Below are 13,230 nucleotides of genomic sequence, written 5' to 3' on the forward strand. Positions count from 1 at the left end.
CTTAACAGGCTATTGGCTGTTTGTTTTAAAACTTAAATTATGCTTTGCGCAATAAGCCTGGAATTCGGACCATCAGAAATCGCTATGGTGATATTTGCCATACTCATTTTATTGGTACTGGTTCCGTTCACAATTATCGACAGCCTCAGATCCCCAAACCTAACGCCTATTCAGAAATTTGCCTGGATTGTTTTTATCATTATTGCTCCGTACCTTGGAGCAATAGCTTATCTTCTCTGGGGAAGAAAACAAAAAATGGTATGATCACACTAAGCATTGTCCTTTTTATCGGCGGTCTTTTCAGGTTTATTTTCGCAATAATCTGGTTTATCCTGCTCATCATCACCTTGATGGACCTGTTTAAAAGCAACTTTCCTTTAAACACAAAGCTCCTCTGGCTGATCGTGATACTGCTTGCACCGGTACTCGGGTGTTTAGCGTATCTGTTTTGGGGAAAGCACCAAAGCACGATTTAATTTTTGATTGAATTAGTTCCTTAATGGTCGGTTGCGGCTCTTCCCTGACTTGATCAGGGATCTCGTCATAGACGCGGCGCAGCCCGCGTCCTCTGCAAATTAAACGTGGAAGCACGCATCTAGCGAAGCTGAATTAATTATCATAGTGAATTAAACAAACGACAAAGACCGGTCTACACCTGTGGCAGTCCGCGTGCCAGGACGAGACCCTGCCTACGCAGGCAGGCCCGGATAAATCGGGAAAGAATTCGCGTCGAATACCTTAATCCAGATTGATCTGCTTTAAACTCAATGGAATTAATTTCTTTGTCTTAAGGTACGTGACAAATACGATTATCAGTGTCATTGATCCGCCAAACAACACCGATGGAATGGTTCCCATAAGCCTGGCCGTGGCTCCCGATTCAAAGGCCCCGATCTCATTGGACGACCCTATGAACATTGAATTTACCGCCGATACCCGCCCCCTCATTTCGTCGGGTGTTAAGATTTGAAGAATGGTGGACCGGATAATCACACTGACGCTGTCGAAGGCACCTTCGAAAAACAGGATAAGCAAGGAAAGGTAGAAATTTCGCGACAGGCCAAACGCGATGATACAGATACCAAACCCACTTACTGCGAGCAGCAGATTTTTCCAGGGCTTATTCATGGGGGGATATTTCGCCATTATAAACATGGTGATTACCGCTCCCAGAGCCGGCGCTGCACGCAGTAAGCCCAATCCTTCTGACCCCACCTTTAAAATATCGTGAGCAAAGATCGGCATCAATGCCACCGCTCCGCCAAAGAACACGGAAAACATGTCAAGACTTAGTGCTCCAACCAACATACGACTTTTAAACACAAAACGGATCCCCTCTTCCAGGCTTTTATATATGCTCTCTTTGGGGATAAACTTCACCGGATGGCTTTTAATAAAGAAAATAATACATGTGAGCGACATCGTAATAAATGATATAATTACGACAAAACAAGATGTTATTCCCCCGAAGCCGTAGAGGAGACCTCCGGCTGCCGGGCCAACAATAGACCCTAACTGATAGGCCCCGCTGTTCCATGTGGACGAATTCGGATAATGTTCTTTTGGAATGATCTGTCCCATGGTGGCGAAAGCGGTGGGTGAATAAAATCCGCGCGCGAGACCGATACAAAAGATCATAAGATACATGACGGTAATTATCAACGTCTGGGATAGTATACTCAAGGCCTCTTTCGATGTGACGAAAGCCAGAACTGAAGAACATACTAACATCGTCGCCATGATCTTTATAAGCATGGTCTTTTTGTTCGACTTATCGGCAACGTATCCGCCGTAGAGCGTTACTGTAATAGAAGGTATTGCTTCTGCAAGTCCGATGAGACCAAGTGATAATGGGTCTTTAGTAAGCTGATAGATGTACCAGCCTACTACAACGGCCTGGATCTGGTAGGCAAAAGTGAAAAGAAAACGCATAGCAATGTAGGAGCGAAACTCCGGGAATCTCAATGCTATATAAGGATCAGTTTTGGTTCTGACCGGGGGTATATCATCCATTTTTAGTAAAGCAATTATCCGGCATTTGGTTTATATTCTAAGGTGTTTTATAAACGCTGGCTCAGGATATTTTATCCCAACTTATACCACCTGACTTACGCTCAAAATACTGACTTAATAGTTTGTTTTCTTCATTTTTTAACTCCGGATCTTTTTCCAGCGCCTTGATCACCGTTTGTCGTGCTTCCGTTAATATCTGCTGATCTAAAGCCAGGTCTGCAAGTTTGAGATCAAGCACACCACTTTGCTGAGTGCCCTCGATATTACCCGGCCCCCGAAGCTGAAGATCTATTTCGGCTATCTCAAAGCCGTCATTGGTTCTCACCATCGTCTCAAGCCGTACTGTTGCATCCTGACTGAGCTTATTACCAGACATCAATATACAGAAAGATTGTTCCGCTCCCCGGCCGACCCGACCCCGCAGTTGATGGAGCTGTGACAGGCCAAAACGTTCGGCATTTTCAATGATCATGACACTCGCATTAGGAACGTTTACGCCTACCTCAATTACTGTTGTAGCAACCATAATCTGAGTTTGCCTTCTAACAAAGCGCTCCATCTCTGACGACTTTTCTTTGGCTGTCAGCTTTCCATGGACGATACTGATATTATATAAAGGCGACGGGAACTCGTTGCTGATTGCTTCTATGCCCGCTTCCAGGTAAAGCAGATCGAGCTTTTCGCTTTCTTTGATCAGAGGATATACAATATAGATTTGCCGGCCCTTTGCTATTTCTTCACGCATAAAACCAAACATCCGGAGGCGCTGGTTATGGTACATATGAACTGTCTTTATTGGCTTTCTGCCTGCGGGCAATTCGTCAATAACAGAAACATCCAGGTCGCCATACAAAGTCATGGCAAGGGTGCGTGGAATCGGTGTAGCGGTCATAACCAAAACATGAGGAGGAATGGAGTTCTTCCGCCAAAGCTTGGCACGCTGTTCCACGCCAAACCTGTGCTGCTCATCTATAACCACGAGCCCCAGGTTCTGAAACTGCACTGCGTCTTCGATCAACGCGTGCGTTCCGACTAAAATATGGAGTGAACCATTTTCGAGTCGCTCATGCAGTGCTTTTCTCGATTTTTTAGAAGTCGATCCGGTTAGAATTTCAACTTCCACAAGACCATCACCAACTAATGCTTTAATAGAGAGATAATGTTGCTGGGCCAGGATCTCAGTGGGTGCCATCATACAAGCTTGGAAGCCATTATCTATTGCTAAAAGCATCATCATTAGCGCGACAACCGTTTTGCCGCTGCCGACATCGCCCTGCAACAATCGGTTCATTTGTATTCCTTTCTGCGTATCCTGCCTGATCTCTTTGATCACCCTTTTTTGGGCTTCAGTCAGGGAGAAGGGAAGCCGCTCATTATAAAAAGTATTAAACTTGTCGCCTACAATGGAGAAAACGGCTCCTCTGAATTTATGAGTGCGTAATAACTTGGTTCGTAATAGCTTTAATTGAATAAAGAATAGCTCATCAAACTTAAGCCTTCTTTCAGCCGACCTGAGCAACTCTGTATTATCCGGGAAATGAATGTTAAATAGAGCTCTTTGGCGGCTCATCAGTTTATGCCCGGCCAATACGTAGGCCGGGAGGGTTTCGTCCACCTGACGTATTACCTGATCGATCAGGTGGGCCTGGATCTTCTGCAAACCTCGGCTGTCGAGATTAAATTGCTTAAGTTTTTCGGTGGAGCTATAAACCGGCTGCAGGGTAAGATTACCCCTGTTTATTGCCTTAGGCTGATACTGTTCTATTTCTGGATGGGTCACAGAAACCCGCCCGTTGAAAACGCCTGGCTTTCCAAAAATCATGTACACTGAGCCCACCTGAATTGTCTTATCTATCCACTTTACACTCTGGAACCAGACGAGTTCAATACTGCCCGTTTCGTCCTTGAATTGTGCTACGAGACGCTTTGTCTGCTTCTCGCCAAGAATTTCTTTTGAAACAATCCTGCCTAAAACTTGCACTGCCGGGAGCTCCCCATGTAATTCCCGAATCTTATAAAAACGGGTACGGTCTATATAGCGAAATGGATAATGCTCAAGAAGATCACCATAGGTAAATACACCCAGATCCTTTTTTAGAATATCAGCGCGCTGCGTACCGACGCCCTTTAGATATTCAACCGGCGTCTTTAAGATATGTTCTGTCACTTCCGGCTGGTATTTCCTGATGTTTATTCAACAGGCCTTTTAACTAATTCTTTAATGGTACTCCAGTTAAATACTACCACAGCGATCGCAAGCATGGTATAAGCGTATAACTGATGGGAATTAATTCCTTCGTGAAAATAGAAAAATGCTACACCAAAAGCAACGATGGGATTTAGATAAATGATGATCCCCAGTGTAGAAGAGGGCATCCCAATAAGAGCATAAAGGCTCAAAAACAGAGGGACTATGGTAAATACAACTGAAATCAATATTATAATCAGCCAAAAATGCAGGTCTGCGGGAAGGGCCTGAAAGTCAGCCAGGAATAAGGGCAGTATGACAAGTGTAGCAATAAGTAAATGTATTCCAAGCATAACCAGCTTGTCGACTTTACCCATCACCCTCTGGATAATCAGGTAGAAAGCGTAGAGAGATGCAATCAAAACGGACCATAACACCTCTTTCGCAGAGCCCTGAGAAAGTACAATAATGCTAATCACGGCAAGACCCAGAGCCAGTAGTTGTAACCCTGAAAGACGCTCCTTCAAAATAAAAAAACCACCAATTGCTGTTATAAGAGGGCATACCATATAGGCAAAAGCTGCCGACGTTAGGCTGACCTCATTGACCGCGTAGATGTAAGTAAACCAGTTACCTGTGATAAGAAAGCCTGCGAAAATAGTTAGCCATATTAACCTTTTTCGTTCTTTGCGGGAATCTGCCCTGAGATCCTCTATATTTTTCCTTAGATACTTAAGCCGGAAAGTTAAGATAACGATCCAAGTAATAACCAGCGAAATGAATACCCGGTAATACAGGATGTCTTCGGGTTTATAATCACTAATGACTCTAAGGGGAATTGCGAAGAAGCCCCAAATAACTACAGCTACTAACGCAGCCAAAAAGTATTTACTTCTGTTTGCCTTCAATTCAGGCTTTATAAGCAATAACTGAAATCTCTACATTGACATTCTTGGGTAATCCAAGAACGGCAACTGTTTCCCTTGCCGGAAAATCAGATTCAAAATATGAGCCGTAAACAGAGTTCACTGCGGCGAAATGGTTCATATCACTCAGAAAAATACTTGTCTTTATTATATCTCCGAAGGAAAAACCAGAAGCGGCCAAAAGTGCTTTGATATTTAGCATAACCCGTTCAGTCTCCCCCTCAATATTTCCCTCGACAAGCTCGTTCGTTTCGGGATCAATTGCGATTTGCCCGGACAGGAAAAGCATATTACCGGCTTTAACCGCCTGGCTATATGGTCCTATCGGTGAAGGAGCATTCTTAGTGTAAGTTATAGATTTCATAAAGAAGAATCTATGTTAGCGATAGTAACAGGAGTCTCATTACTTGGATAAGATAAACCAGTCTAATAACTTGTACAGTATTCCGCCGATGAACATAATAATAGCTAGTGCATTTATATAATGCATGACACGCAGATTAAAACTAGTTGGCCGGTCTGGGTCCTGTTTTCTAAAAAAGTACATCTAAACAAATTTATAAAAAAAAATCCCGTTCCGAATAACGGAACGGGACTCTTTACAATATGCTTATATACAATATTGTTATTGTACTCTGAACTCAACACGACGGTTTTGAACACGACCAGACTCAGTTGCGTTAGACGCTACCGGACGGCTTTCACCAAATCCTGTTGTAGAAATTCTGCTTGCAGCGATACCAGAGTTAACCAGGTAAGTCTTAACTGAATTTGCTCTATCTCTAGACAAAGTCATGTTATACTCAGTAGTTCCTTCTGATGAAGCGTGGCCATCTAACTGAACACGTGCTGAAGAATTTGATTTAAGATCAGAAGATAATTTATCTAATGTTGGGAACGCATCAGTTCTTAATACAGAAGAGTCAAACTCGAACTGGATAGTAGAACCAACTACACCAGCAGGAGCAGGGCATCCGTTGTATTCTGCAGTACCTTTAACAGTAGGGCAAGCATCTTTTGAATCTGGAATACCATCAGCATCCACATCAAGAGGGCAACCTGAACCGTCAACTTTAATTCCAGCTTCAGTGTTAGGGCACTTGTCTAATTTATCAGCAACACCGTCACCATCTGAATCTTTTAACAGATCCTGAGCTTCAAGAGCACTAACACGGCCTTTAAGAGCCTCAACTTCCTGACGTAATGTAGGATCTTTTAATTCATCATACATTAAAGCTACAGGGTTAACCCAGTCTAAACTTGGCTTAGCAGTAGAACCTAAAGAGAATTCTAATCCAGCTGAAGCGTAAGACCATTTGTCTTTAGAATTAGGTTTTGCATAAATCCCATCAAGATTATCTCCATCAAGGAAGTTCATGGTGTATCCTAAGTCAAAGTTTACACGCTCAGAAACTTTAAATTTAGCTCCCACACCAACTGGGTAGAAAGACTCCTGAACATATTTCTCATCACGGTTATCACCTGCTTTACCTTTCCAGTCAAACGGAACTCTAGGAGCAAATCCAACGATACCCCAACCTGCTTTTGCAGTGAAGTTCAAATTGTTTTCTCTTTTAAGGAAATCAACTGTAACAACGTTTACAGTTCCTGCAAGAGATAATGCGTAAGCAAGATCTGTTTCGAAAGAAGTGTAACTTCCAGCTGGAACAAATGATTTAGTAGGATCGTTTTCACCTGAAAGCTCTCCGCGCACAGCATCAAACTGAAGTCCGAAAGAGTGGCCAAGTTGTTTACGAAGTGACAAGCCGTAACCTAACTCAAGATTCACCTTGTTGAAGTCGTTAGTACCGCCAATAGCAACCATCGGTGCTAAAACACCTGCATTAATTCCCAGACTCCATGTTCTGTACTGTCCTGCTCCGCCAAATATTTTGGCAGACGAACTCGCCGGCGTCGAAGTGGCGTCCTGGGCATTAGCGACACCGCTAAAGCCTAAGGCTGCTACTAACGAAAACGCAACGGCTTTCTTAATTGTAGAATAATTCATACTTTGTTTTTTTAAAGGTTAACAATTTTTTATTAATGTAATTTACACAAAAATAGTCATAAGTTTGACATGTGCAAATTAACAAATACTGTTCCAATTATTTTTCAACAACAATTGTTTTCTTTTAGAGTTTTATTTGCCATCATAATTTGTTGCTACAATGAAATACCCAGCAATCAACAACCAACTATTTCGACTAAATCGCAAAAACTTCACGAATAAGCTCTCCCGCAACTCAATAGCCATATTTCAATCCCATGATGAGTTTCCCAGAAGCGGTGATCAAAATCATGTGTTTAAACAGAATCCAGACCTGTTTTACCTAAGTGGCATAGATCAAGAACAGTCTGTTTTGCTATTATTTCCAGACTGTCCTAATCCACTATACAGAGAAGTACTATTTTTAAGACAGACCAATGAACACATTGCAGTTTGGGAAGGACATAAGCTTTCAACAAGCGAAGCAAAAAAAATATCGGGAATAGAAAATATATTCTGGCTGGACGATCTTTGGAAAATCCTGCCATCCATTATAAATTACGCAGATAAGATCTATCTTAACACAAATGAAAACGATCGTTATGTTCATCAGGTACCTTACCGTGATATTCGATTTATCGAAGAAATAAAGAAATATTATCCGCTTCATCACTATGAACGTGCGGCTCCCTTGTTGCGGGATCTCCGTCCCGTTAAATCGGAAATAGAGATAGAACTTACAAAAAAAGCATGTAGTATTACCAGGGATGCCTTCATCAGGATACTTAAGTTCATAAAACCCGGTGTTGCCGAATACGAGATCGAGGCAGAAATAATTCATGAATTCATCCGCCAGCGGTCTACAGGACACGCTTATGCACCGATAATCGCATCAGGAAAGAATGCCAACATCCTTCATTATACCGACAATAACCAGGTTTGCAAAGACGGCGAGGTAATCTTATTTGATTTCGGAGCTGAATATGCAAACTATAACGCGGACATGAGCCGGTCGGTACCCGTGAACGGTAAATTCACTACACGACAGAAAGAAGTTTATAACTCCGTTCTCAAGATAATGAGAGAGGCCAAAAAAATGCTTGCTCCTGGTGTTGTATGGAACGATTATCATAATGAGGTTGGTAAGGTTGTTACCTCAGAATTGCTTACGCTTGGCTTGCTGGACAAACATGACGTAGCAAAACAAGATCCTGCCATGCCGCTATACAAGAAATATTTCATGCATGGCACGTCCCACCATTTAGGAATAGACGTGCATGATTTTGCCAGTCGCTACAAACCATTCGAAGAGGGGAATATTTTAACCTGCGAACCCGGCATATACATTCCTGAGGAAGGATTGGGCATAAGGCTTGAAAACAATATCGTTCTCATGAAAAATGGCAATATTGATCTGATGGACGATATTCCCTTAGAAGCTGAGGAAATTGAAGAGATTATGAATTCCTGATCGTCAGTTTATTGATTCAATAAACTGATAAAGATTAAAATCAGGGTTTTTATATGCCAGGTTAATCTCGTCAAACAGCTTTTGCCGGTCGACGCTCTTCATTCGCTTGTACTGCAGCAATTTCCACGCTTTTTCCGCCAGTAAAAAGGGTTTCCGATCGGCTTTTGTAATTGTGTGACTCTCGATGGCAGATATCAGGTCGCGAACTCCTTCAGAGCGGTTTGCAGTTGTTTTGATAACGGGAATAAGTTGCGGTCTCCCGTGAACGAGATTTTTCAAGTTATTAGCAAAAGTATCTGCGCCTTCCCTGTCAGACTTATTTACCACAAATATGTCGGCAATTTCCATCAATCCCGACTTAATGTTTTGTATTTCATCTCCCGATTCAGGCACAAGCACAACAACGCTGATATCTGCAAGACCAGCTATCTCTACTTCAGACTGCCCTACCCCCACCGTTTCTATCAAAATATAATCAAAACCTGCAGCTTTCAGCACGTCGGTCATTTCAATGGTCTTACTGGAAAGGCCTCCTAAAGAACCCCTGGTGGCTATTGACCGGATAAAAACATTTTTCTTGTTGAATTGCTCCGACATTCTGATCCTGTCGCCGAGTAGTGATCCCAGATTAAAGGGAGAAGTAGGGTCTACCGCAAGAACAGCAACCGACTTCCCATTTCCAGACCAATAGTTTACTAATCCGTTTACCAAGCTGCTTTTTCCCGCACCCGGCGGACCAGTGATGCCAATAACCGGCGTTTCTCGGTTAGTGAGGGATTTCAAAAACTCGGCGGAGCCGGCAAGGTCATTCTCAACAATGGTTAAAGCACGAGCAAGGCTTTTGAAATTACCTGATCTTACCTGAACTACCATTTCCGGGAGCGATATCGCCATTAACCTATATTTTATCTAAATTTGTACAAATAAAGGAATTTTATCACACCTTCAGATTTGAAAGATTTGAACATTTCAGTTGTCATTCCGAACTATAATGGTGTGCATCTATTTCCAGAAACCCTTCCACCACTGATCCGGGCACTGGAGCAATCCGGCAAGCAATTTGAAATTATAATTAGTGACGACTGCTCAACCGATGATTCAGTGAATTATCTGAAACAAAATTTTCCAGGAACCTCGGTATTAACCAACGAAAGAAATTCAGGGTTTTCCATTACCATTAACCGGGGTATAGCAAAATGTAAATACGAACTGGTTTTGTTGCTTAACAGCGATGTTAAACTCACAGATAATTATTTCACAGATCAATTTAAGTATTTCCAGATGCCCGATACATTCGGGGTAATGGGTAAGATTATTGGCTGGCATGATGATATTGTGCAGGATGGAGCGAAGTATCCGAAGTTTGAAGGCTTCAAGCTTAAAACCTCTGTCAATCATTTACCCGATTCGAACAACCCTGTTTACAGCATGTATCTCTCGGGGGCAAATGCCTTGGTAGACAGAAAAAAAATACTTAGTCTTAATGGATTTGACGAGCTGTTCAGTCCCTTTTACATGGAAGATGTAGATCTTTCCATAAGAGCCTGGAGGATGGGATGGAAATGCTACTTTGAACCTGGCGCAGTTTGCCGTCACAAGACGTCCACGAGTATTACGTCTAAAAACAAAAAAGACTTTATAAGACAGATCTATAACCGCAACAAAATGTACTTTCATGCAATTCACTTGCAAGGTTTATCGCTGATAGGATGGTATATTCAAACTTTACTCGAACTGGTTTTCAGGGTACTCACATTTCGTTTTGATTATTTGAGGTCTTTTGTTGACTTTATACGAAACATCGATGGAGTCAGGAGCTCAAAAGTCAAAATTAGTAAACTGAGTAAAATCACCCAGACCAGCTTAAGTCTTCGCAAGGTGGTTGACAAAATAAGAAACTCTATCTCCGAAACAAATACCAACATTCTTAAAAGGAATGCATGAGCATTGTAATATGCATAAGGAGTACTCTCCAAATGAGTAACTTTGCACGCTAATCCCGATTAATGAAGACTTTTTTTCGACTTTTGCGCTTTGCGACACCCATAGAGAACTTCGCTGTTCCTTTCTTTATAACATCTATTTTAGGAGTAATTTTCGGTCTCTTGAATTTTACGTTGCTGATACCTGTATTCGAGTTATTGTTCAATCAGACTAGCGAATTTGGAGCTAAGGCGCCCCAGGTAGCGCCAGTTTTTGATTTTAGCTTGTCCTATTTCAAAGACGTCTTTTACTATCATTTTCAAGCTGTAATTGATAGCGCGGGTAAGGTGGGAGCGTTAAAAATGGTTTGCGCAATCATAGTCGCATCGGTAATTCTCAGCAATCTGTTTAAATATCTTTCTATGAGAGTTATTGAGAATTTCAGGTTAGTGATAATTACGCGAATCCGCAATAGTATTTTCAAAAAGCTGACCGACATTGATATTCAATATTTTAGCAGTCAACGCAAAGGCGATCTTATTTCAAGATTTATGACAGACGTGATTACGATACAGGATTCTATTATACGTTCCATGCAGGTCATTCTCCGCGAGCCGATAACAATTATTTTAAATTTTGCTGTTCTTTTTGCTATATCAGTCCAATTAACTCTTTTTGCTCTGGTACTGATTCCCATATCAGGCATATTAATCACAACCATTGTTAAACGCTTGAAAAAGCATGCCACGGCTGCCCAGGAATCACAGGGTGCCCTTGTATCAAGTATTGAGGAAAGCTTAAGTGGAGTGAAGATCATCAAGTCTTTCAATGCAGAGTCATACATGCAAAAGAAGTTTAGTGAGGTGAATATGCATGCAAGCAGGATACACAGGCGATTGGCGCGCAGAGTTCTGCTGGCGTCCCCCGTTTCAGAAATGCTGGGAGTAATAACGGTTGCTGCATTATTATTTTATGGTGGAACACTTATTCTCGCGGAGGGGTCTGAATTACAGGGTGCGGAATTTATAGGTTATATTATAATTTTTTCGCAGATCATCCCCCCTGCTAAGGCATTTTCAGAGGCATTTGGAAATATTTCACAGGGCATCTCTGCCGGGGAAAGAGTTTTTCAATTACTGGATGCTCCTGAGAATATTACTAATTCGACCAGGGCCATCAATAAAAATTCTTTTTCTAACTCAATTGAAGTTAAAAATGTGTCTTTTTCCTATGGCAGTAAAAAAGTACTGAATAAAATCAGCTTTGCCGTCGACAAAGGAAATACGGTTGCTTTGGTTGGCCCTTCCGGAGGCGGAAAAACAACATTGATGGATATGTTTCCCCGCTTTATGGATCCTGGCTCAGGTAAGCTTCTTATTGACGATATTGATATCAAAGATATTCTGATGACAGATCTGAGGGCCTTGATGGGTATAGTAAATCAGGAATCTGTTCTCTTTAATGATACTATATTTAATAACATTGCGTTTGGAAGATCGGTATCTGAAAAAGAAGTCCACGAGGCAGCAAAGATTGCGAATGCACATGAATTTATTTTAAGTAGTGAGCATGGCTATCAAACCAATATCGGGGACAGAGGAATGAAACTTTCGGGGGGGCAGAAACAAAGGATTTGCATAGCTAGGGCGGTACTGAGTAATCCTCCTATACTATTACTGGACGAAGCCACATCTGCACTTGACACGAAATCAGAGAAACTTGTTCAGCAAGCCTTGCAAAAGTTAATGCAAAACAGAACCTCTATTGTAATTGCTCATCGTCTAAGCACAATCAAGGAAGCTGATCGTATTATTGTTATCGATGGAGGACAGATTGTTGAGGAAGGAAAGCATCATGAATTAATGGATAACCAAGGGTTATATAAAAAGCTTGTTGACATGCAAACTTTTAGCAGCTAAGATGCCGCCACTAAAAATATCAAAAACTGAAAACTTTAAATTCCGGTTTTCCATATGCACACTGGTAACTAAGCCGGCGGAGTATACCGGAATGGTGGAGTCATTCGTAAAAGCAGGTTTCACTGAAATGGACTGCCAATACCTCTATGCAGATAATTCTGACGGGAATGAATTCGAAGCTTTTGGCAGTATAAACCGTTTTCTAAGGGAGTCCCAGGGCGAATTCGTCATTATTTGCCATCAGGATGTCTTAATTACTATTGATGATCGCCGGCAGCTTGAAGATCAGATTACACTGGTTTCGAGCCTGGATCCGGATTGGGCTGTTCTGGGAAATGCAGGAGTTAATAACATGTATAATATTTCTATGGTAATTACTCATTATGATAAGCAATCTCATCGCTCTGGATTATTACCGTCAAAAGTTCAATCACTCGACGAAAATTTCCTGCTGATTAAAGCATCTGCTAATCTGGCCGTAGCAGGTGACCTTGAGGGGTTTCATTTATATGGAACTGATATATGCCTTATCGCCGAATGCCTGGGCTATTCGGCATTCGCCATAGATTTTCATATCGTACACAACGGCAGGGGTATTATGGATAAATCTTTTTATAATCTCTCTGAGAAACTATCGCTGAAATATTCATCTTTCTTCCGAAGCAGATACATCCGGTCGACAATGACAAGTTTTTATGTCACTTCAAATCAATTAATGAGTTTATTAATGAATATAAGAATTGTAAAGGGTCTTGCGAGACAGTATTACAAACTAAGATTTAAGTATACGGGGAAGATATAAG

At 41.7% G+C, this 13,230-nt stretch carries 13 protein-coding genes; 6 read left to right on the forward strand and 7 right to left on the reverse strand.

What is annotated here, in order from left to right; all coding sequences use genetic code 11:
* The first annotated feature begins 39 nt into the window (after nt 1-39).
* Nucleotides 40-264 (forward strand): PLDc N-terminal domain-containing protein, encoded by a 225-nt coding sequence (locus tag P2W76_RS02520; RefSeq protein ID WP_276345906.1) that lies wholly within the window; start codon nt 40-42, stop codon nt 262-264.
* Nucleotides 261-476: a PLDc N-terminal domain-containing protein gene (locus P2W76_RS02525; protein WP_276345907.1), complete on the forward strand. Its 216-nt coding sequence runs from the start codon at nt 261-263 to the stop codon at nt 474-476. Before P2W76_RS02520 ends, P2W76_RS02525 begins: the two co-directional genes overlap by 4 nt.
* A 262-nt stretch (nt 477-738) precedes the next feature.
* Here P2W76_RS02525 and P2W76_RS02530 read toward each other — a convergent pair whose 3' ends face one another.
* The 6 genes from P2W76_RS02530 to P2W76_RS02550 form a co-directional block, all read right to left on the reverse strand.
* On the reverse strand, nt 739-2,013 hold the full coding sequence (locus P2W76_RS02530; protein ID WP_276345908.1) for an MFS transporter: 1,275 nt from the start codon (nt 2,011-2,013) through the stop codon (nt 739-741).
* A 61-nt stretch (nt 2,014-2,074) separates the two neighbouring features.
* A complete protein-coding gene (gene recG / locus P2W76_RS02535) occupies nt 2,075-4,180 on the reverse strand; it encodes an ATP-dependent DNA helicase RecG (RefSeq protein WP_276345909.1) in 2,106 nt (701 codons plus the stop codon).
* 23 nt (nt 4,181-4,203) lie between these two features.
* Nucleotides 4,204-5,109: an EamA family transporter gene (locus tag P2W76_RS02540; RefSeq protein WP_276345910.1), complete on the reverse strand. Its 906-nt coding sequence runs from the start codon at nt 5,107-5,109 to the stop codon at nt 4,204-4,206.
* A gap of 1 nt (nt 5,110) precedes the next feature.
* Nucleotides 5,111-5,491 (reverse strand): RidA family protein, encoded by a 381-nt coding sequence (locus tag P2W76_RS02545; protein WP_276345911.1) that lies wholly within the window; start codon nt 5,489-5,491, stop codon nt 5,111-5,113.
* 39 nt (nt 5,492-5,530) lie between these two features.
* On the reverse strand, nt 5,531-5,674 hold the full coding sequence (locus P2W76_RS17900; RefSeq protein WP_346429819.1) for a DUF6728 family protein: 144 nt from the start codon (nt 5,672-5,674) through the stop codon (nt 5,531-5,533).
* Between the two features lie 78 nt (nt 5,675-5,752).
* Entirely contained in the window at nt 5,753-7,135 is a 1,383-nt protein-coding gene (locus tag P2W76_RS02550) for an OmpA family protein (RefSeq protein WP_276345912.1), read from the reverse strand.
* A 160-nt stretch (nt 7,136-7,295) separates the two neighbouring features.
* Between P2W76_RS02550 and P2W76_RS02555 the strand changes: the two genes are divergently transcribed.
* Nucleotides 7,296-8,585, forward strand: a complete 1,290-nt coding sequence (locus tag P2W76_RS02555) for an aminopeptidase P family protein (RefSeq protein ID WP_276345913.1) — start codon at nt 7,296-7,298, stop codon at nt 8,583-8,585.
* Nucleotides 8,586-8,588: 3 nt separating this feature from the next.
* Here P2W76_RS02555 and meaB read toward each other — a convergent pair whose 3' ends face one another.
* The gene (meaB, locus tag P2W76_RS02560) at nt 8,589-9,479 is read right to left on the reverse strand and encodes a methylmalonyl Co-A mutase-associated GTPase MeaB (RefSeq protein ID WP_276345914.1); all 891 of its coding nucleotides are present in this window, start codon (nt 9,477-9,479) and stop codon (nt 8,589-8,591) included.
* A gap of 57 nt (nt 9,480-9,536) precedes the next feature.
* Here meaB and P2W76_RS02565 point away from each other — a divergent pair, with 57 nt between their 5' ends.
* The 3 genes from P2W76_RS02565 to P2W76_RS02575 all read left to right on the forward strand — a co-directional run bounded on the left by P2W76_RS02565 (nt 9,537) and on the right by P2W76_RS02575 (nt 13,229).
* Nucleotides 9,537-10,529 carry a glycosyltransferase gene (locus P2W76_RS02565; protein ID WP_276345915.1) on the forward strand — a complete coding sequence of 331 codons (993 nt, stop codon included), beginning with the start codon at nt 9,537-9,539 and terminating at the stop codon, nt 10,527-10,529.
* Between the two features lie 62 nt (nt 10,530-10,591).
* Nucleotides 10,592-12,427: an ABC transporter ATP-binding protein gene (locus P2W76_RS02570; RefSeq protein ID WP_276345916.1), complete on the forward strand. Its 1,836-nt coding sequence runs from the start codon at nt 10,592-10,594 to the stop codon at nt 12,425-12,427.
* A 1-nt stretch (nt 12,428) separates the two neighbouring features.
* Nucleotides 12,429-13,229 (forward strand): hypothetical protein, encoded by an 801-nt coding sequence (locus P2W76_RS02575; protein ID WP_276345917.1) that lies wholly within the window; start codon nt 12,429-12,431, stop codon nt 13,227-13,229.
* The last annotated feature ends 1 nt before the right edge of the window (nt 13,230 follow it).

This window comes from Daejeonella sp. JGW-45, from assembly GCF_029360805.1.
Lineage (GTDB): Bacteria > Bacteroidota > Bacteroidia > Sphingobacteriales > Sphingobacteriaceae > Daejeonella.

Excerpts from the sequence above, each read along its gene's own strand:
- P2W76_RS02520 (WP_276345906.1), top strand. The coding sequence starts at position 40 with ATGCTTTGCGCAATAAGCCTGGAATTCGGACCATCAGAAATCGCTATG.
- P2W76_RS02525 (WP_276345907.1), top strand. The coding sequence starts at position 261 with ATGATCACACTAAGCATTGTCCTTTTTATCGGCGGTCTTTTCAGGTTT.
- P2W76_RS02530 (WP_276345908.1), bottom strand. The coding sequence starts at position 2,013 with ATGGATGATATACCCCCGGTCAGAACCAAAACTGATCCTTATATAGCA.
- P2W76_RS02545 (WP_276345911.1), bottom strand. The coding sequence starts at position 5,491 with ATGAAATCTATAACTTACACTAAGAATGCTCCTTCACCGATAGGACCA.
- P2W76_RS17900 (WP_346429819.1), bottom strand. The coding sequence starts at position 5,674 with ATGTACTTTTTTAGAAAACAGGACCCAGACCGGCCAACTAGTTTTAAT.
- P2W76_RS02550 (WP_276345912.1), bottom strand. The coding sequence starts at position 7,135 with ATGAATTATTCTACAATTAAGAAAGCCGTTGCGTTTTCGTTAGTAGCA.
- P2W76_RS02555 (WP_276345913.1), top strand. The coding sequence starts at position 7,296 with ATGAAATACCCAGCAATCAACAACCAACTATTTCGACTAAATCGCAAA.
- meaB (WP_276345914.1), bottom strand. The coding sequence starts at position 9,479 with ATGGCGATATCGCTCCCGGAAATGGTAGTTCAGGTAAGATCAGGTAAT.
- P2W76_RS02570 (WP_276345916.1), top strand. The coding sequence starts at position 10,592 with ATGAAGACTTTTTTTCGACTTTTGCGCTTTGCGACACCCATAGAGAAC.
- P2W76_RS02575 (WP_276345917.1), top strand. The coding sequence starts at position 12,429 with ATGCCGCCACTAAAAATATCAAAAACTGAAAACTTTAAATTCCGGTTT.